An 18,476-nucleotide genomic window follows, 5' to 3' on the forward strand; every position below is an offset into this window, starting at 1 on the left:
TTTTACAAGCCGACTGATCCGAGGAGCGCTTCTCTCGGATCGACGACGGCCACGACGGCCGCGATGAACAGCAGCGCCATCCCGATCGTCATCAGTGCGCCCAGTGACCCGAGGGTTGCGAACATCCGACGGTGGGGACGATCTTCCGAGTCCGTCTTCACATACCGACGGAACGCGATCACGGTTCCGGTAGCGACAACTGCGATCACCACAGCCGTCGCGACAACGACCGCCCAGTTGTAGTGCTCTACCTGTGTGAGCAGCTCGAGCAGAGGCGGCCGCGTATCTCCGCTCCGCACACCGCTTTCGATCAGTGATTGAGCCGTCTTCCCGTCCGCGTCGTCATCGGAGAGCATCGGAAGCAGCGCGACGACGGGAGCGACCGTCGACTGGATGTTGATCACGGCCACGAACACCGACAACAGCGACAGCACCGTTGCGCTGGTCGCAGCGATCACGTGACCCAGTCCGGCAGTCAGGGATCGCCTCCACAGCGTCGCTGCCAGTAGCCCCAGAACGACGGTCAGCAGCACCGAGATGACGATCTTGATGGCGTGCCAGGCGAACCAGTAGTCCACCATCTCCGCCAAGCCGGGAGGGAAGGTGCGAACACCGCTGCCCCAATACTCGACCAATCCACGGCCGAGCAGTGGGCCCATGGCGGACTGATCCTGGAACTGCGGGTAGCTTCCGCGCAGCAGCGCGGCCGGTCCGAGAACGAACGCGGCCACCAATAGTGCTCCTGCACATGCCAACAGAACGATCCACCAGCGGTCGCGTGGGACGGACTTACTCATCGGACGGCTCCCTTCCGCACGAGAGTCAATCATCGAAGGCTCGGGCGCACATCACTCTGTAGGACTAGATCGCGGAGCAGCGATCCACCGATTGTTCCGAATTTGACCGAAACAGCGCGCCATGGTTCATACTCTCGCTATGGTCAAAGTAAGTGTGACGATGAGTAACGTCATTGCTCAGTCGGAAAGCGGAGGCGCGGCGCTGGACCAGGTCTTCGGTATGACGGCAGCCGCGGCCGTCGTCTCGCTGTTTCTGCTGTATCTGGCATTCATGCACCGCACTCGCCGCATCACCTGGTTGGCGAGGCTGGCGGACTTCGCGGGATCGAAGCTGAACCTACCCGGCTGGGCTGCGTTGCCTCTGGTCCTGTTCGTCTCGACGATCCTGACGGCATTCTTCGGGTTCATCTGGGACGTCAGCCTGCACATCGGACGAGGGCGCGACGAGGGGCCACTGGCCAACCCGGCCCACTACTTCATCCTGGTGGGCTTGTTCTTCCTGTTCATCGCGGGCGCGCTGGCGATCATCCTGCCGCTCGACGAGAAGCCCGGTCGTGCGGCCGTCAAGATCACCCGCACTTGGTATGCGCCCACGGGCGGTCTGCTGATCGCGGGCAGTGGACTGTATGCGCTCATCGGTTTTCCGTTGGACGACATCTGGCACCGCATCTTCGGCCAGGACGTGACGCTGTGGGGGCCGACTCACCTCATGCTGATCGGCGGTGCCGGACTGTCTCTCATCGGAGTCCTGCTGCTCGAGCACGAAGGCAGACTGGCGCTGGCCGCGGCGCAGCAGACGTCCCCCGACGAGGTGGACGAACCTGCGCAGGGACCCAGACGCTCGGTGTTGTCTTGGGTTCTCAAAGCCAGCGCATTCGGTGGTCTCCTCATCGGACTGTCGGTGTTCCAGATCGAGTTCGACTTCGGAGTCGAGCAGTTCCGGCTGGTGTTCCAACCGATGCTCATCGTCGGTGCCGGAGCGTTCGCGCTCGTCGCAGCACGACTGGTCGTGGGACGGGGCGCGACTCTGTTCGTCGTCGCATTCGCCGCCGTCATTCGTGAGCTGACGGCATTCGTCGTCGGTCCGGTACTGGGTGAACCGCACAACGTCTTCGCACTGTTTCTCGGGATCGCGGTGGTGGTCGAACTCGTCGGTCTCACTCCGCTCGTGGTGCACAGACTTCGATTCGGAATGCTCGCTGGGTTGGCTGCCGCAACCGTGGGTCTGTGGCTCGAATCGTTGTGGATCGACGCGGTATTCGTCTACCCGTGGCCGACGTCGATGTGGGTCGAGGCACTTGCAATGGCAGTACCTGTCGGCGTCATGTGTGGGCTGACGGCAGGGCTGTTCGCGCAACTGCTCAGCGGGGACGGGCTGCCGGCACCTGCGGTTCGTCGGACGATCGTCGTCGCGTTGGTACTCGTCCTCGGCGGCGCGACAGCCAATGGTCTGATGATCGACGTGCCGGAAAACGCAACGGCGACGGTCACTCTCGCGGATGCTCCGCCGCAGGACGGTGGCCGGATGGTGACGGCGACGGTCCGTCTCGATCCAACCGATCTGGTGTCCGACGACCCCGAGTGGGTGGCGATCCTGGCGTGGCAGGGTGCCGGTGACACTCTGCGTGGTCTGGTCGTCGATCGTCTCGAACGGACCGGGCCGGGGATGTATCGGTCGACCCGCCCGGTTCCGGCGCATGGCACCTGGAAGACGTTCCTGCGTATCCAGGACGGTCGAACGTTGACCGGAACGCCGATCTTCATGGCGGCCGATCCCGGCATCGGCGCGTCCGAGGTCTCGGCCGACGCCCAGTTCACGCGGCAGCTGCAGAGCGAGACTGCGCTGCTGCAGCGCGAACGGAGCTTCGACCACCCGGCGTGGCTGTTCGGTGCCGCATCACTGGTTGTGCTCGTCTGCACTCTGGCATTGATCTGGGCTCTGTCGTGGGGCGCAGTACGCATCAGTACCGAGACCCCGGGAGCATCGGTGTCACGCAGGACGCTGGATTCGAGCTCCGTATGACGGCAGCATCCGACGTCGTCTATCTCGCCGATCACTCTGTGGTGCTGGCCATTCCGGCGGTCGCGCCTGCGTTGATCATCGTGGCCGCGGTGCTGTACGTCGTCAGGAAGGACCGCCGGGCGGAGCGCGCAGAGAAACTCGAACAAGAAGGAGAGCACTGACATGGGACTGTCGCCAGTGCGGGCAGCGATCATCGGATGTGCAGCGGTGGCGTTGGTGGCCGGTTGTGGATCGTCGTCCGACGTTACCTCGCCCACCGCGGCAGAACCGGTGCCCAGCACCGACTCCACCGCGTCGGTGTCCGCGCAGCCCGATACCCTGCGGATGAATCTGTCGATCAATGGCGGGACGGTCGAACCGACCAATCAACGCCTCGACGCCTCTGTGGGGCAATCGATTTCGATGTCGATCAGCAGTGATATCACCGACGAACTGCACGTGCATTCGGTTCCCGAGCACACCTTCGAGATCGAGCCGGGCAAAGATCAGCTGTTCACGTTCACCGTCGATGTGCCCGGACAGGTGGATGTCGAACTGCATCACAGCGATCGCACAGTCGCCACGCTCGTCGTTCGTCCGTGATTCTCGCCCACGGCCTCGGTGGGTCGACCGATCTGCCGATTCCTGTCACCTACGCCCTGATCGGAGGGGCGTGGGTGCTGGCGGCGTCGTTCGTGCTGCTGTTGTTCGCGTGGCGTCGCCCCAGGCTCGACCCCACGCGTGTCGTCGTGGCGCTGCCGCGGACGACGGTGGTGGCCGATTCGGCGATCGTCCGGGGTCTCGTCGGGACCTTGTCGGTGCTGCTGGCGGGCACTGTCGCCGCAGCATCGGTGTGGGGGCCACAGGATTCCAGCAACGCGTTGCTCGGCACCTTCTACGTTTTGGTGTGGGTGGGCATCGTTCCGGCATCGCTGGTGTTCGGGCCGTTCTGGCGAATCGTGTCTCCGATGCGGGCACTACACCGCGTCGTGTGCGGACTGTTGCGTCGTCCGACGTCGGCGGCAATGGTCGCCTACCGTCGTGAATGGGGTTGCGTACCTGCGGTTGTCGGTCTGTTCGCGTTCGTCTGGCTCGAACTGGCCTCACCCGACTCGGGCTCGGTGTCGGCCGTTCGTCTGTGGTGCGCGGTGTACGTCGTGGTGATGGCAGTCGGTGCGGCGATCTTCGGTGACGAATGGTTCTCTCGTGCAGACCCTTTCGAGGTGTACAGCGATACCGTGTCTCGATTGTCGCCACTCACCCGAGATGCCGCGTCCGGCCTTCTGGCGCTGCGGTCACCGCTCGACGGAGCCGTCAGCCTGCCGGTGCAGCGGGGGACAGTGGCAGTGCTCGCCGTTCTGCTCGGGTCCACCGCCTTCGACAGCATCGGGCAGATACCGGCGTGGCGTTCGCTGGTAGACGAGTCCGCTCTCGGATCGGTGCCGACCAGAACACTCGGGTTGATTGCCGTCATCTGCGTTGTCGGAGCGGCGTTCTGGTCTGCGGCCCGTGCCACCGGGGGAGTGTCGCGTGTTCGCCGTGCCGCGCTACCTGGCCTGCTCGCCCATTCCCTGATCCCGATCGTGGTGGGTTACATGACGGCTCACTACCTCACGTACTTCGTCGAGAAGGGCCAGCAGACAATCATTTCGCTATCGGATCCATTGGGCAACGGAGCGAATGTACTGGGGCTGCGGGATGCATCGGTCTCCTACGTCCTGTCCAACCACCCGTCGGTCGTCGCCGGCATCGCCGTCCTGGCGGTCGTGGTGGGGCACCTGGTGGGCATCACCCTCGCCCACGACGCCTCGCTGCGAACTCTGCCGAAAGAACACGCGGCTACCGGTCAACTCGCCATGATGGTCGTGATGGTGCTCTACACATTCGGTGGATTGTTCCTGCTGTTCGGTGCGTGATCGGGCCGCACGCGAATCGAGGATTGTCCGAAATTCGGAATAATGACGGGGCAGGAACGCTACTCTTCCTGCACGATGTGCACTGTGGACCGCCCGATACCCAAGCGAGAGAAGCGGGTGCGCCCTCCCGGAAAAGTTCTGGCCGCTATCACTTTCCTGTTGTGCGCGGCGGCATTGTTCGGGTCGATGAACTACTGGCCTGTTGCCGGGCGAGTCTTCAACCTACTCAATTTCTTTGTCTTCGTTGCAGTTGCGCTGATCCTCCTCGTCGTGGGCGTCGTCTGGTGGTACAAGACTGTGAAGTACCTACGGTCAGGGCAGCCGTGGTCGCGGATGATCGCCGTGGCACCGGTCATCGTCGTGATCGGACTGATTCTGGCGCTCACCATTCCGGAGCCATCGTTCGAGCGGTCGAAGCCGAAGTTCGACGCGTTCGTCGCGACCCTGCCCGCTACCGGACCAGTGAATGTGGACAACGTGTCGATCGACGCGTTCGATCTCACCAGTGTCAGCCGCGGGTTGAACGAGACCGAGGTCTACTTCGTCGACGCGGATACCGTGTTCTTCAGCCACATTTCTGGCTGGATCTACTCTCCCGACGGTCCGCCGCAACCACGATCATCGAGTGAAGAACTCGACTACACCAGCCTGGGCGGGCCCTGGTACAGGTTTTCACTCACCTTCGACTTCTGACCTGTGAGGGGTCTGCGTTCTGGTCCGTCCGCGTCGGACCCGGTAAATCGTCACCGCTGCCAACACCAGCCCTGCGAGTGTCATGAAGTCGGACTCGGTGAGACCTCGTTCTGCGTCGACCACGTACAACGTCCTGCCTTCGATGGGGGCGTTGAAGAACAGCCACAGCATCGAGACGACACCCAGCGATATCGCCGCGGGCCACGACGGCCTGGCCAGACACCACGCTGCTGAGGCGAACACGGCGTTCATCAGAACGAGGGCATGGAACGGATCGATAGATGGCACCGGTACATCATGACGGAGTGCCTGACGGACGACGACATCCTGAGCTCAGCGTTCACCGCGACAGAAAACCCGCGCTTCGGGATCTGCCGACGGGTCGGGCGTCAAGTCGGCACAGTTCTTCATGGGGGGCAAGCCCTGATAGTCGGCCAGCTGCGGACATATGTGTGCCATTGCCGAATAGACGAGAAGCTCGAACTGGGCTGCCTGATCGCCAGGAACCGATGAGGCCGCAGGGTCGTTCGGATGCAGTTGCTCCCACATCTGGGGAACTCCGGAACCGGCGATCGAATTGCACGTCGCTCGTCCGTACTGTGCAACCTGGCCTCGGAGGGCGCGGAACTCGATTCCCGAGTGCAGCGACCCGTCGTTGATGGGCAAGCCGCACACTGCATTCGAGAAGGCTGCGTCGGCGCCGCTCGGAACTTCGTCGTTCGGCCCCTGCCGCCATTCCGCGCTCTTGTCCTCGGCGATCTGTGCAGGTGATGGGAACGATTGATCCGGGTAGGCGGCACGCTGGTCGTCGAACACGGTCTGCCAGTAGGTGACGTAATCGTCCTCGGTGATGTTCGGCTGGTCGGAGTCCACGCATACAGCGGTGTCGTCGACGGGAGCGTTGACAGGAGCGGTGGTGAAGTAGCGCTCGGGCGTCGGCGACGCGGTAGTGGGTGGGGCCACGGCCGGTGTGCCGCATGCGGTTGCCACGAACACTGCAGCAACCGGGATGATCGACCACCTCATGCCGCCAAACCCTAACAGGGAGTAGCGGTTCGCATCTGACACCCGGCCGCCCATGCGCAGCTGGGATACTCACGTGGTGAACCCCTTCTTCCCGAACCGAGAGCAAGTGTTGACCGGGACATGGACGCCATCGAGTGGAGTCGAGATAACGCATGCTGACCTGCCTGACCCGTGGTTGCGTGCTATTCACCGACTCAGCCGTGATCTGCATGTGCGCCAGTACAGCGGTCTGATCGAACACATCGATTGGGTAGCCGAGTACGACCCCGACGGCGGCGCGGTGTGGCTTGCTAGCGCGGTCACCATAACCGGTCGGCGAGCCAACGGTCTCAACGGCAACGGCACCGGCGCGAACATCGATGCCGATGAAGATGCTGCGTTGTGGTCGATGGCGGATCTTGTCCAGAACGCAGTAGCCGAGGCCCACACAGCGTGGCCGTGGGGTGATGCCGGCGGGTTCATGAGCCCGCAGCTCGTTAACGAGGTAGCTGTGTGGCGTGACAGGAACGGCGGCATCACACGAATGGGCGAGCTCGCAGAGAGCACGTGATCGATCGAGGACCCGCGCCGTCATCGCCCGGCATCTGCTTGCAGCACATCGTCGATCGTGTGACCGATCCAGCGTTCGTATCGGTCGGCGGGGGCCAGTTTCGGAAAGAACTCGCGACGCACGACGGAGATGAGTCCCACGTAGTCGTAGTCCGGCCTCTGGAACGGCCGCTGGTCCGGATGGTCGACCTGATGTTGCACCACCAATAGGGTTTGCAGGACGTCGAACAGGGCTACGAACGGCTCAACTCCGCTGGCTCTTGTCAGAGCATTGGCCGCTGCCGACGCAGCCGTCGGGACCTGCTCGCCGCTGTCCGATGTGACCCACATCTGGATGCGGGTGTCGGCGTTGAAGGCGTCCCACACTTTCGTGCTGTGCCTGTCGTCGAACGGTGCTGGGAGCGGGGTCTCGTTCTCGAACGCCTCGAGTCCTGCCCGAATCCAGTCGATATCTGCAACGCCGGCCAATGTGTAAGACCTGCGCACGGCCCACGCTGCGATCTTGCGAAGTTTCGGTGCGCGGGCGCGTGCCAGTGCGTCGACGAGCATTCTGTCGTGAAAGGCGAACTGTTTGGAAGAGTGGGCGCGGTAGAGCTTGTCGGTGGGCGGTCGCCCACCCCAATTGATCGCGTCCTGTTTGACTTGGTTCGTCATGTATTCGTAGCCGTACTTGATGTACAAGGTCGCGTCTGCGGCGGGATCGGGGTCCCACCAGCTTCGGATCTTGCGGACGGTGATGTCGTCGTTCCATACCGTGTCGGTCTTGTGGAGTCGCCGCATTGTGGCTGGCTGGGTGACTTTCCAGACCTGCACGAGGTAGGACTCGGTGGGGGCGGTGACGGTCTGGTCCGGCCTCGCATCTCGACCTCGCGCGCTGACGCGGAAGGTGTTGAGGCCCTTCGTTGTCGACAGCGCCGGGAAATCCTGCGAGATCTCACCATCGAGAGTGACGACCCGGAACGGTGTGCTCACTTTGATCGTGGCTTCTTCGATGACCTCCCACTCGACCTCAGCGCCAGGGTCGCCGGGAGCGGTAGTAAGCAGTTCGACCGTCACCGATACCGGGCCGTACGCGACTCCTGTCATGACAGTAACGAAATTCCGCCCCACTTCCATGACGCTGCCGGTCACAGCAGGTTCGTAGGTCTCTGCGGACGGTGATCCGACGACGAACTGGTGATGGTCGGCGTCGACAATTCCGGAGTGCTTCACGAAACCTGCTCTCTAGGAATGGACGTCGAGACATTCCAAGGATCTACGCTGCCACGATCGTCCCAGTCGCCGACGCGCGATGTCATGATCAGAGCTTATGAGATCGAGAACATCGTCAGCAAGGGTCGAATACGTGGGAACCCTGAAGGGCTGAGGGGACCACACCGGTCCTCGCGCCAGTAGTGTCGACGTTCGTGACGATCAACCCTGGAGTCGGTGGTGCGTCGGCGCGAGGTCGACTACGAGACCTTCCGTCGGTGGTCAAGCTCGTGCTGGCATCGATGGTGTTGTTCAATGTCGGCTTCTATCTGGTGGTTCCGTTTCTCGCGGTGCATCTGTCAGAGGAGCTAGGCTTCGCGAGCTGGATCGTCGGGCTCGTATTGGGTCTGCGCACGTTCAGTCAGCAGGGCATGTTCTTTCTCGGCGGCAGCATCGCCGATCGTTTCGGTCGTCGACCGGTTATTCTGTGGGGCATAGCAATACGCATCGTCGGGTTCGTTGTGCTGGCGCTTGCGAGCAGCCTCCCCGCAGTGATCGTCGGGATTCTGCTGATCGGTTTCGCCGCAGCACTGTTCGCGCCTGCGGTGGAATCCGCCAACGCCGATATCGGGCGACAGCTCGAAGACTCAGGCGTCATCAAACGCACCGAACTGTTCGGTTACGAGCAGATGAGCAGTCGGCTCGGCACCGTGCTCGGGCCCGCGTTGGGGGCGGTGCTCCTGGTGTTCCCGTTCTCGGCCTCCGCCGCTGTGGCCGCAATCCTGTTCGCCGGCATGTGGATCGGGTTCTACTTCCTGTTCCCCAGGACAACCGAAACCGGCAGTGTCGTCGGTACTTCCATCACCCGGGTCTGGCGTGTGGTGTTGGGCAATCGACGCTACGTCGTGCTGGCCACGCTGTGCAGCGCACAGTTCGTCGCGCTCGCTCAGCTGTATCTGATGCTGCCCGAGCAACTCTCGCTACGCATCGGCTCTCAGGATCTGCTCGGCTGGTTCTACGTGGGGGCAGCGGTATTGGTGATCGTCGGTCAACGGCCGATGGTGGCGGTTGCGGCACGGATGGGATCGCGAGCCGCAACAACCATCGGCTTGGCCGTGATGGCGGCGTCGTTCGTCATTCCGGCGCTAGGGCCAGGCACCATCACCGACTCGGTGTGGCCGTACGTGCAGATTGCAGCGTGGATCGCACTACTGCATCTGGGGCAGATGTTGATGGTGCCCTCGATGCGAGACACGCTCGCCCGAATTGCCGGAGAGCGTTATCTGGGAGCACATTTCGGACTGCTCAACACCATCGGTGGATGTCTGTCGTTGATCGGCACGATCGGCGTCGGGTATCTCTACGATCGACTCGACGACGGCAGCGTTGCAGCGGCGACCCCATGGTTGGTGGTCGCCGGCTGCATTGCCGCGCCTGCCGTTGTGCTCGGTGTGTGGTCGTCGATGTCCGACGCTATCTGGCCGCGTCGACTGCCTTGATGTCGTCGATGAACGCAGACAGCACGAACGGGATGGTCAGCGGATTCGGCATCGACACTGCGTCGGAGACAATCGGATCCAGCGCGATCAATCCACCGTTGCGCACGACACCCAGACTGGTGAAGGTCTCCTGCGATTCCATGGACTCGCGGTGGAGTTCGTAATTGTCGAAGAAGAGGTAGTCGCAGTCGAGCAAGCTGTAGCTCTCCGCCGACAGTTCGGTGTTCAGCTTGCCTTCGAACTGGGACGCCAACGCGGCGGGTGCCTCGAAGCCGAGTGCGGTCAACAGCTGGGCCCGCGCCGAGTCGGGACTGAACGCCCGTAGCTTGCCGTCACTCCACCTGATGACCAATGCAGCCGTCTTGCCGACGAACTGCGGATTGTCGGTTCGAGCCTGCGCCACCAGGGCTTCGACGCGGTCGACCTCGGCCTGAGCGGCACTCGGCAAACCTACGGAGCGTCCGATTCTGGTGGTCACCTCCTGCCACGGCAGCACCCAGTCGGTCTGGTCGGCAGCGTGCAGCACCGTCGGCGCGATCGCACTGAGCTGCGCATAGACGTCCTCGTCGATGGCGTTGTTGACGGCGATGATCAGATCGGGGGCAGCGGCGGCGATCGTCTCCACATCGAACTCGGTCGTCGCATTCGCCAGCGCGACCGGTTCGTCTCCCTTGACTGTCGGTTCGGCCCAGATGCCGATGCCGTCGTCGGTCGAGCCCTTCCACACCGGCACCAGCACAGGCGTCAGACCCAACGAGAGCAGCACGTCGGAGTCGCCGATGCCCACCGCGGCGATACGAGTGGGAGCGGTGTTGATGGTCGTCGAACCGAGCTTGTGCTCGATCGTCACGGGGAACGCGCCGCTCTCGACGTTCGCCGTCGAGCTCGAACCATCCGAACGTTCCGCCGAGCCATTGGCGCAGCCGGCTACGACGAGCCCGGCGACCGACACGAACGTCATCGATAATGCAGTCCGCCGATTCACCACGGGATTCATCGAGTCTCCTTCGAGCGTAGTTTGGATGCCCTAATCTAGTCCACGCTCGCCCGATTGTGCTGTCCTACGTTCTGCGGTCGATACCTTCTCGAATGGCTACGGAACGTAGAACGTCGCGAACCCCGGCACAGTGGTCGCAGAAGTCGGTAGTCCGATGAGTGCCACTTGCCCTGGCCCGCTGTACACAATTGCCTCGTGCGGGGATCCGAAGAGGGCGTCGGACAATCGCGCGTTGCCACTGGCCCCGGTGGTCAGGTTCACCCAGCGCACGTCGGAGATGAGGTAGCAGCCGGTGTTCGCGTTCGGGACGTCGGTGACCTTGGCGATCCCGGGTTGCTCGCCCACCACCACGGCACAATTGCTCGGCGGTGAATCGACACTGCCCCTGGGGTTTCCGTAGGGGGCTGGGTTGAACTGGAACGGGATCGTCACCTCTGCGGACGCCACTGCAGCCGACGCGATCGCCGCACCGACCATTACCGCACCGCACACTGCAACCCGTTGAACAAGCCTTGCCATGACAACCTCCACTGGTTTCGGAATCTGGCGATGGCCCCATCCTCTCTCCTATTCGAGGCGAGATGGTGGCAAACGAGCTATCGAGACGCCATCGACACTGGGTTCGCGAGATGGCCGGGTGTACGGTCCGGTGATGCACGACGACATCGAAAGGCGCGTAGCCGACGCCACTCTCGTCATCACCGGCGAGAGCCTGTCGTCGATGACGGAAATTCTCAGGGGCCTGGGTGACGAGCTGGCCAACACCACACCGGATCTGCCGGGCGCAAACAGTCCGTACGCCATCGTCTTCCACTGTGTCGCCGTGATCGAGCACTGGGGAGGCTCGGTGATCGCCGGCCTGAAAATCCCGCGGGACCGCGCCACCGAATTCACGGCCACCGGTCGGGTCGATGACCTGATCGCACGGGTCGACGACGTTCGTACGCGTCTGCCCGAGTGGGTGGATTTGGCATTACGCGAGGGCATTCGCGATCGGACCGTCATGGGTTCCACGCGTCCGGAGCTGGCAACCGCCACCCCGGAATGGGTGTTGACACACTTGGTGCGTGAGCTGTCTCAGCATCTCGGCCAGCTCGAGCTCACCCGCGACGTCCTTCGTCGGGAGTGACTGGCGACCGCACGTGCAAGGCGAAACTCGACTGCCCGGGTTGCTCGAGGCCGTCTTTGAGACGAAGAGACGGCATCTCGTAATCGCCGAAGTTCTGTTTCCTGAACGCTATCGGTTCGGTCGTCTCGAGTTCGAGTAGTAGCCGTTCCCAGTTCTTCGCGGCAACTGCGTACTCCTCGGCCGTCAATCGATCGGATCCGTGGACGACGAACGGAGGCAGAACGTCGATTCCCGGGTAGTAGAGGATGCCGTGGTGGATGGGGAACAACAGGTCGTCGATCGGGCCGTTGATGCCCCGATCCGAGTAGTGGGCTTCAGGGCCGCCCACGGTGATTGACAGCAGTGCTCTTTTGCCGGCGAGGGTTCCCTCGCCGAAGCGCTCACCGTACTTGGTGTCGCTGTGTTCGCCGACGCCATAAGCGAAGTGGTAGGTGAACACTCGGTCCACCCATCCCTTCAGGATCGCGGGCATCGAGTACCACCACAGGGGGAATTGGAAGATGATGGTGTCGGCCCACAGCAACTTCTCCTGCTCGGTGCGGACGTCGGACGTGAGGGTGCCGGTGTCGAAAGCGCGCCCGGAATCGGCAGCCACCCGCAGCGGCGATGAGGCGGCGGGCCCGTAGTCCGACGCGTCCAGTGCGGCCTTCCAGTTCGATCCGTAGAGATCGGTCACCTGCACTTCGTGACCGGCGGCTCTTAACGTGGTGACGGCCAGATCCTTGAGGGAGTGGTTGAGCGACTGCGGTTCTGGGTGGGCGTAGACGATGAGCGTCTTCACGAGTGCTCCCTGTTGTCGAGTTGTGTTCGAGTGACGCCTTCACTCTGTCTCGTTCTGCCCGTCTCGTTCAGGGGCGCGATGTCCTGTGGTCGGTGTTCCTGGTATCGGCGGTACCACTCTCGACCGACGAATCCGGGGGATACTTCAGGTGTGGACGATTTGGCGAACTTCTTGAGAATTCGGCGGTCCCGTGTCGATCCGGCCTCGGTCGGGATCCCCGTCGACCGGTATCGCCGCGTAGACGGGCTGCGGCGCGAGGAGGTCGCTCACCTGTCGGGCGTCAGCATCGATTACTACGTTCGTCTCGAACAGGGCCGCGCCACACAGCCATCCGACCAGATTCTCGACGCTCTGGCGCGGGTGTTCGCTTTGGACGACACCGAACGGGCGCACCTGGATCGGCTCGCCCGCCGACGTCGCCGGCCCGCGAAGACCCCGAAGGGGCGCGTGCGACCGGAACTTCTACGCGTCCTCGATCTGGTGCAGGGGGCACCTGCGTTCATCATGGACCACCGCATGAATGTGCTTGCGGCCAACCGACTTGCACGTGTGCTGTACGGCCAACCCGTCCCGGGGTTGAACACTGCACGGCACATCTTTCTCGAGGAAACCGAGCGGGGGCTGTACGACGACTGGAACACCTGCACCATGGACGTCGTCGGGCACCTTCGACTCGCTGCGGGACAGTATCCGGACGACCCTCGGTTGGCGTCACTGATCGGCGAATTATCCATGGGCAGTGATCGATTCCGTCGACTGTGGGCACGCGCTGATGTGTGCGCTCGAACCCACGGCCGCAAGGCCTACCGTCACCCACTGGTGGGTCTGTTGGAGCTGCATCAGGAGAACTTCGCTCTGCCGGGTGAGCCGGGAATGGAGATGATCGTCCTGAGCGCCGCGGCCGGCAGTGCCAGCGAGGACGGCTTGCGGCTGCTTGCAGCCCTCGCGCTCGATACGGCGTCGGACAGTGAATCTGCTACTGCGAGAGACGATCACCCGAGCTCACAGGGGTGACGCCGGTGATCAGGTCGATCATTCCGAACGGGGAGCGTTCCCCGAGACAGAGGTCGAGCGTTTCGTGTGACTGGATGGCCACCGCTTCACTTCGGGTGAACAGGGACGCCTCGTAGACGGACAGCGCTTCGTCGATGTTGTCGCGGTGATCGGCAATGGCGAGAGCGAGTTCGGCACCGTCGAACATCGCCAGATTCGCGCCGTCTCCGGATGGGGGCATCAGGTGTGCGGCATCGCCCACGAGGGTTACTCCCGGCGTGGGATCCCAGCGGTGGTCGTTGGGGAGCGTGAAGATCTTTCGGGGAACCAGCGCGGTTTCGCCGTCGGTGATCAGCGCTGTCAATTCCGCTGCCCAACCGTCGAATTCGGCTGCGACCGCTGCTTTGGCGGAGTCGGTGTCACTGAAGTCGATCGCGTCGATCCAGTCGGCGCTGCGATTGAGCTGAACGTACGTGTGCAGGATGTCGCCTGCCTCGCGGTGCACGGAAATTCCCTTACCCGGGGTGAGGGCGAACATGGCACCGCCGCCGACTGCGCGAGCCGTCGCGGGGTGACGTACGTCGACGTCGTGGAGGTAGGTCTCGACGAAGACGGTACCCACGTATTCGGGTTGGGCAGCCGAGAGCAGGGATCGGACTCGTGACCACGCGCCGTCGGCCCCGACGAGCAGATCGCTGACCGCCGTGGTTCCGTTCGCGAACTCGAGTGCGTGTTGTCCATTGCCCAAGGGGCGGACGGAGGTGAGCTTGTGCCCCCACTGAACGGTGCCGGCCGGCAGTGAGTCGAGCAGAATGCGTCGCAGGTCGCCGCGCAGTACTTCCGGTCGACCTCCGGTGCCGTCGTCGGGTTCGTCGAGTAGAGCCTCGCCGTCGGGGCGTAGGACGCGAGTCGCTTCGCCTCCCTCGTGAATGATGGCGCGGAACTGTTCTGTGAGTCCGGCCGCGGCGAGGGCGACCTGCCCGTCGTCCTCGTGGATGTCGAGCTGCCCGCCTTGGGTGCGCACGTCAGCCGTGGCGTCGGCCTCGTAGACCGTGGCGGCGATTCCGTGCACGTGCAGTACTCGTGCCAGCACCAGGCCGCCGAGTCCTGCACCGATGATCGAGATGGATGTAGCCATGGATGTCTCCGCCCGTTGTTGGAACGCTGTTCCAAGTAAGAATGGAACACTGTTCCAACGCTGTCAAGTAGGCGGACGCCCTCGGTCGCCTTTCGCGTTTGACCTGTCCCCTGGGGGCCGGGTTTACGGTACGGAGATGGACGACCTGCTGAGTGTTGGAGATGTCACCCGCGAGACAGGTGCCTCGTCGAAGGCGTTGCGCGGATACGAGGCATTGAATCTCGTTGTCCCCGAACGGGCCGCCAACGGTTACCGCGTGTACGACCGCCACCAGGTTCGAGTCGTCGCGCATATCCACCGGCTGAATGCACTCGGAATTCCGCTCGCGGACATGCACCCGTTCATCGACTGCCTGAACGCCGGAAGTCTGCACGCGGACACCTGTCCCGCCTCGCTGTCGGGGTATCGCCGGGCGATTCAGCGGGTCGAACAGGCCATCGACGACCTCGATCGCCAACGCGTCGCGCTGGTCGCCAACCTCGCCGAGGCAAGCGCACGGATGGCCGACGAGTGGGCCACCGCCGATGCGCACAATCCCAATCTCGCCCCGCTGCCGGCCGACCTCGACGTTCCACACGACGACGGAGCGACCGATCATCTGCGCGGGGTGGCAATGCCGACGACCCGGTTGCCGTCCACCGACGGTGGCCACGTCGACCTCGCCGCCTTCGGAACGGGCCGTGTCCTGGTCTATGTATTTCCGATGACCGGTGCACCAGGGCATGACATGCCCGACGGTTGGGACGCCATCCCCGGTGCCCGCGGATGCAGCCCGCACAACTGCGACATGCGTAACCACTATGCAGAGCTGGTGCAGGCCGGGATCAGCGCGGTCTATGGACTGTCGAGCCAACCCGTCGAATATCAATCGGAACTGGTTGGGGCACTGCGACTTCCCTATCCGCTGCTCACCGACAGCGAACTCATTCTGCACGACGCGATCGGACTACCGACGTTCAGCACAGAGGATCTCACGGTCTACCGACGACTTGCTCTCGTCATCACCGGGGGAATCATCGAGCACGTGTTCTACCCGGTGTTCCCACCGGACCGACACGCGCAGACCGTCCTCGACTGGCTCGATCAACACCCCCAGCACGTGACGGCACCGACGCGGATCGCATCACGCACTGTCGACGGCGACGGGCAGTGATCGGCATTGCCGATCTCGCGCTGTTCGCCGGAGTGTTCGCGGCATCAGCTGCCACCCCCGGCCCCGAAGTTGTTGCGGTGACGGCTCGATCCCTCGACTCCGGGTTCCGGGGCGTTTCTGGACTGGCCGCCGGCATCATTGTCGGAAAGCTGACTCTCCTCGGCATGGCCATGGCAGGCCTCGCCGCGGCGACGGCGGCCTACGAGCCGATCCTTCGCGCCCTCACCTGGGCCGGCGCTGTGTATCTCTGTTATCTCGCCGCGAAGAAGTGGAGGACAGCTGGCACGTCGGCGCGCTCAGTGCCCGCACGTGGCACCTCCCGCCGAGCTCACAGTGTCGGCCTCGGAATCGTGCTCACCATGTCCAATCCGGTGGCTATCGGCTTCTACGTTGCGCTACTCCCCGGCGTCATAGACCTCTCACACGTGTACGTCGAGGACTATCTGTTGCTCGGACTCACCCTCACCACGGTCATGGCAGTGATCATCGGGCTCTACGGTCTTGCTGGGATGCGCCTTCGTCGCTTCTTCGACCGCGGTGGTCGACGCATAGTGGACCGAACCACTGCCGCGGTCTTTCTCCTGTGCGCTGTCTTCATCGTCTTACGCTAGTTCGGTCGATCCCGGCCAGGATGATGTCGACACCGGCCTGGAACTGTTCTCTATCATCGTGTTCGGCGAATTGTGACGCGATTCGGGTCAGGAACGGATAGTCGCCGGTATCCGTCACCGCCGAGCGTGTGGAGTCGAGAAATGTCGCGCGGTCCGTCACCGTGGCGGCCAGTTGCCGTCCGGCATCGCGCTGACTCGCGGCCCCGAGGGCGTGGTACATGAGCACGGACGCGGCGTCGAACTGCGCATTCTCCGGAACTCCGCGTACGTCCAGTTCGGTTCCGATGCGGTCGAAGAGATGCATGACGGCCGGCTGCCACGGCGCGCCGGCGAGTTGCGTCGCCACCCATGGCCGCGTGGTGATCATGTCGAACACCCTCATCATCACGCCGCGAACGCCCTGCTCTGTCGGCTCGTTCTCGGGCGAGGATTCCAAGACCGACGCCATGACGGTTTCGGCCGCTGCCGTGAGCAGATCTTCCCTGTTGCCGACGTGGTGATACAGCGCTCCGGCACCCGTGGACAAGTGTGCGGCGAGGGTGCGAAACGTCAGAGCATCGGTGCCGCCCTCGTCGAGCATCTCGATCGCTGCCTGCACGATGCGCCCTTTGGACAGGGCATCGGAACGTCGCGCGGGTGTCGGCTTCTTGACTGGCATGCGCAAATCCTGTCACAACTGGAACGTTGTTCCATGCCGGACTGCGGGCTATTGACGACATTTCTATGCTGTTCGGCATGGCTGTTGATTTCCGAGTCCGCTTCGACATCGATGATGTCCAGCTTTCGCAGCTCCATCACGATGCGTTCGGGGGGAACTACGAGTTGGTGCCTTGGGGATCTCGGTTGCAGCGACACAGCAAATCGTGGGTCGGTGCCTTCCATGGCAGTGTGCTGTGCGGATTCGTGAACGCAGCATGGGACGGTGGCAAGCACGCGTTCCTGCTCGACACCGCAGTTGCTACGGAATGGCGACACCAGGCGATCGGCACCAGGCTCGTCTCTCATGTCGTTTCCGATCTGCGTACAACCGATATCGAGTGGCTGCACGTCGATTACGAGGAACATCTAGTCGAATTCTACTCTGTGGCATGTGGATTCGATTCAACCTCCGCTGGAGTGCTGCGGCTGAAGTGACTGAGTCGACCGTGAATTCGAGCCTACGGGGAACGCGATTACCCGATCTGACCGCGGGTTCGACGGTAGTTCAGGTCCCGTCCGCGCTGTGGGTGACGCGGGAATCGATCGATTAGAACAGAACAGATCTCATCCACGGCAGGTGATGGCTACCGACGTAGTCGACGCACGAGCAGCACAGAACCGCCGGCGACGACAACCACCACTGCGACCACACCGAGAAGAATCGGCCCCGCCCCGTCGTCACCCGTGCTGCCGTCATCGACCATGTCACCTTCGATCGCCAACGGTGTCGCACTACCGGTAGGCGCGGCAGTGGAACTCGTCGACGTCGGCGTCCACTGATTGGCGAATGCTGGACTCAGCTCGTCGAGAGCAGCTGTTGGGCTACACGCATTGTCCGCATAAGGAGCCAAACGAGTGAGATCGCCGCCACCGGAATCCTGACGCGACTCGGTCGGAGCGAGGAAGTACCGTCTTCCGATCTCGAAGGTGCGTGCATTCGAATTATCCTGAGGTGCAGCGACCTTCACACTCTCACCTGCTTCTACACCCTTGATGCCAGTGTCGATGGTGAAGGTGTACACGGCCACCGGAAGTCCACCCGATGGAGGGCGAGGGGTCGTCTCCACAGCAGTCGGAGTCGCTATCGCAGCTATCGCAGCTCGATCGCGGGCGAAGGTCACCCGTTCTGTTTCCGATCCGAATCCCGCACAGTCCGCGAAGGCCGTGGGTGCGATCAGGACACCGAGAGACACTGTCATCAGCGCAGTCAACACCGCTCGGCACACCCCTCGGTGGGTTGAGAAACGCCGCATGGGTTACTCCTTCACGAGGATCGACCGTCACGCGTTTCTCACCGACGGA

General features: G+C 63.0%; 22 protein-coding genes. 12 read left to right on the forward strand and 10 right to left on the reverse strand.

Annotated features, from left to right (window positions below; genetic code table 11):
* Positions 1 to 2: 2 nt before the first annotated feature.
* Positions 3 to 797, reverse strand: a complete 795-nt coding sequence (locus E4P29_RS19720; protein ID WP_135046826.1) for a hypothetical protein — start codon at positions 795 to 797, stop codon at positions 3 to 5.
* A gap of 139 nt (positions 798 to 936) precedes the next feature.
* Between E4P29_RS19720 and E4P29_RS19725 the strand changes: the two genes are divergently transcribed.
* The 5 genes from E4P29_RS19725 to E4P29_RS19740 all read left to right on the forward strand — a co-directional run bounded on the left by E4P29_RS19725 (position 937) and on the right by E4P29_RS19740 (position 5,408).
* Positions 937 to 2,820 carry a hypothetical protein gene (locus E4P29_RS19725; protein ID WP_135046827.1) on the forward strand — a complete coding sequence of 628 codons (1,884 nt, stop codon included), beginning with the start codon at positions 937 to 939 and terminating at the stop codon, positions 2,818 to 2,820.
* Positions 2,817 to 2,981, forward strand: a complete 165-nt coding sequence (locus E4P29_RS26000) for a hypothetical protein (protein ID WP_167326471.1) — start codon at positions 2,817 to 2,819, stop codon at positions 2,979 to 2,981. The genes E4P29_RS19725 and E4P29_RS26000 overlap by 4 nt, the downstream gene beginning before the upstream one ends.
* A 1-nt stretch (position 2,982) precedes the next feature.
* Positions 2,983 to 3,402, forward strand: a complete 420-nt coding sequence (locus tag E4P29_RS19730) for a hypothetical protein (protein ID WP_209205468.1) — start codon at positions 2,983 to 2,985, stop codon at positions 3,400 to 3,402.
* A complete protein-coding gene (locus E4P29_RS19735; RefSeq protein WP_135046828.1) occupies positions 3,399 to 4,715 on the forward strand; it encodes a hypothetical protein in 1,317 nt (438 codons plus the stop codon). The genes E4P29_RS19730 and E4P29_RS19735 overlap by 4 nt, the downstream gene beginning before the upstream one ends.
* An 84-nt stretch (positions 4,716 to 4,799) precedes the next feature.
* Complete coding sequence (locus E4P29_RS19740; RefSeq protein ID WP_135046829.1) at positions 4,800 to 5,408, forward strand: hypothetical protein; 609 nt, start codon at positions 4,800 to 4,802, stop codon at positions 5,406 to 5,408.
* On the opposite strand, the gene E4P29_RS19745 is transcribed toward E4P29_RS19740, so the two are convergent.
* Positions 5,388 to 5,696: a hypothetical protein gene (locus E4P29_RS19745; RefSeq protein ID WP_135046830.1), complete on the reverse strand. Its 309-nt coding sequence runs from the start codon at positions 5,694 to 5,696 to the stop codon at positions 5,388 to 5,390. The two genes, E4P29_RS19740 and E4P29_RS19745, sit on opposite strands and share 21 nt — an antisense overlap.
* A gap of 45 nt (positions 5,697 to 5,741) precedes the next feature.
* Entirely contained in the window at positions 5,742 to 6,434 is a 693-nt protein-coding gene (locus E4P29_RS19750) for a hypothetical protein (RefSeq protein WP_135046831.1), read from the reverse strand.
* A gap of 211 nt (positions 6,435 to 6,645) precedes the next feature.
* Between E4P29_RS19750 and E4P29_RS19755 the strand changes: the two genes are divergently transcribed.
* Positions 6,646 to 6,984: a hypothetical protein gene (locus E4P29_RS19755; protein ID WP_245154409.1), complete on the forward strand. Its 339-nt coding sequence runs from the start codon at positions 6,646 to 6,648 to the stop codon at positions 6,982 to 6,984.
* Between the two features lie 20 nt (positions 6,985 to 7,004).
* Here E4P29_RS19755 and E4P29_RS19760 read toward each other — a convergent pair whose 3' ends face one another.
* Positions 7,005 to 8,195 (reverse strand): transposase, encoded by a 1,191-nt coding sequence (locus tag E4P29_RS19760; protein WP_135046833.1) that lies wholly within the window; start codon positions 8,193 to 8,195, stop codon positions 7,005 to 7,007.
* Between the two features lie 194 nt (positions 8,196 to 8,389).
* Here E4P29_RS19760 and E4P29_RS19765 point away from each other — a divergent pair, with 194 nt between their 5' ends.
* Positions 8,390 to 9,673, forward strand: coding sequence for an MFS transporter (locus E4P29_RS19765; protein ID WP_245154410.1), 1,284 nt, complete (start codon positions 8,390 to 8,392; stop codon positions 9,671 to 9,673).
* Here the strand turns inward: E4P29_RS19765 and E4P29_RS19770 are convergent.
* Both E4P29_RS19770 and E4P29_RS19775 read right to left on the reverse strand, forming a co-directional pair.
* Positions 9,648 to 10,670: an ABC transporter substrate-binding protein gene (locus tag E4P29_RS19770; protein WP_135046834.1), complete on the reverse strand. Its 1,023-nt coding sequence runs from the start codon at positions 10,668 to 10,670 to the stop codon at positions 9,648 to 9,650. The genes E4P29_RS19765 and E4P29_RS19770 overlap by 26 nt on opposite strands.
* Before the next feature lie 96 nt (positions 10,671 to 10,766).
* Positions 10,767 to 11,189, reverse strand: a complete 423-nt coding sequence (locus tag E4P29_RS19775) for a hypothetical protein (RefSeq protein WP_245154411.1) — start codon at positions 11,187 to 11,189, stop codon at positions 10,767 to 10,769.
* Positions 11,190 to 11,322: 133 nt separating this feature from the next.
* Here E4P29_RS19775 and E4P29_RS19780 point away from each other — a divergent pair, with 133 nt between their 5' ends.
* Positions 11,323 to 11,799 carry a DinB family protein gene (locus tag E4P29_RS19780; RefSeq protein WP_135046835.1) on the forward strand — a complete coding sequence of 159 codons (477 nt, stop codon included), beginning with the start codon at positions 11,323 to 11,325 and terminating at the stop codon, positions 11,797 to 11,799.
* On the opposite strand, the gene E4P29_RS19785 is transcribed toward E4P29_RS19780, so the two are convergent.
* Positions 11,771 to 12,580 carry an NAD(P)H-dependent oxidoreductase gene (locus E4P29_RS19785; protein ID WP_135046836.1) on the reverse strand — a complete coding sequence of 270 codons (810 nt, stop codon included), beginning with the start codon at positions 12,578 to 12,580 and terminating at the stop codon, positions 11,771 to 11,773. The two genes, E4P29_RS19780 and E4P29_RS19785, sit on opposite strands and share 29 nt — an antisense overlap.
* Positions 12,581 to 12,730: 150 nt before the next feature.
* Here E4P29_RS19785 and E4P29_RS19790 point away from each other — a divergent pair, with 150 nt between their 5' ends.
* Complete coding sequence (locus tag E4P29_RS19790) at positions 12,731 to 13,594, forward strand: helix-turn-helix transcriptional regulator (protein WP_135046837.1); 864 nt, start codon at positions 12,731 to 12,733, stop codon at positions 13,592 to 13,594.
* Here the strand turns inward: E4P29_RS19790 and E4P29_RS19795 are convergent.
* Entirely contained in the window at positions 13,557 to 14,711 is a 1,155-nt protein-coding gene (locus tag E4P29_RS19795; RefSeq protein ID WP_135046838.1) for an NAD(P)/FAD-dependent oxidoreductase, read from the reverse strand. The genes E4P29_RS19790 and E4P29_RS19795 overlap by 38 nt on opposite strands.
* A gap of 136 nt (positions 14,712 to 14,847) precedes the next feature.
* Between E4P29_RS19795 and E4P29_RS19800 the strand changes: the two genes are divergently transcribed.
* Complete coding sequence (locus E4P29_RS19800; RefSeq protein WP_209205469.1) at positions 14,848 to 15,864, forward strand: redoxin family protein; 1,017 nt, start codon at positions 14,848 to 14,850, stop codon at positions 15,862 to 15,864.
* Positions 15,861 to 16,475: a LysE family translocator gene (locus E4P29_RS19805; RefSeq protein WP_167735549.1), complete on the forward strand. Its 615-nt coding sequence runs from the start codon at positions 15,861 to 15,863 to the stop codon at positions 16,473 to 16,475. Before E4P29_RS19800 ends, E4P29_RS19805 begins: the two co-directional genes overlap by 4 nt.
* Here the strand turns inward: E4P29_RS19805 and E4P29_RS19810 are convergent.
* The gene (locus tag E4P29_RS19810) at positions 16,459 to 17,133 is read right to left on the reverse strand and encodes a TetR/AcrR family transcriptional regulator (protein ID WP_135046840.1); all 675 of its coding nucleotides are present in this window, start codon (positions 17,131 to 17,133) and stop codon (positions 16,459 to 16,461) included. The genes E4P29_RS19805 and E4P29_RS19810 overlap by 17 nt on opposite strands.
* 26 nt (positions 17,134 to 17,159) lie before the next feature.
* Between E4P29_RS19810 and E4P29_RS19815 the strand changes: the two genes are divergently transcribed.
* On the forward strand, positions 17,160 to 17,609 hold the full coding sequence (locus E4P29_RS19815) for a GNAT family N-acetyltransferase (RefSeq protein WP_209205470.1): 450 nt from the start codon (positions 17,160 to 17,162) through the stop codon (positions 17,607 to 17,609).
* A 149-nt stretch (positions 17,610 to 17,758) separates the two neighbouring features.
* Here the strand turns inward: E4P29_RS19815 and E4P29_RS19820 are convergent, their stop codons facing one another.
* Positions 17,759 to 18,427 carry a hypothetical protein gene (locus E4P29_RS19820; RefSeq protein WP_135046841.1) on the reverse strand — a complete coding sequence of 223 codons (669 nt, stop codon included), beginning with the start codon at positions 18,425 to 18,427 and terminating at the stop codon, positions 17,759 to 17,761.
* Positions 18,428 to 18,476 lie beyond the last annotated feature (49 nt).

Source organism: Rhodococcus sp. 1R11, assembly GCF_004563845.1.
Lineage (GTDB): Bacteria > Actinomycetota > Actinomycetes > Mycobacteriales > Mycobacteriaceae > Rhodococcoides.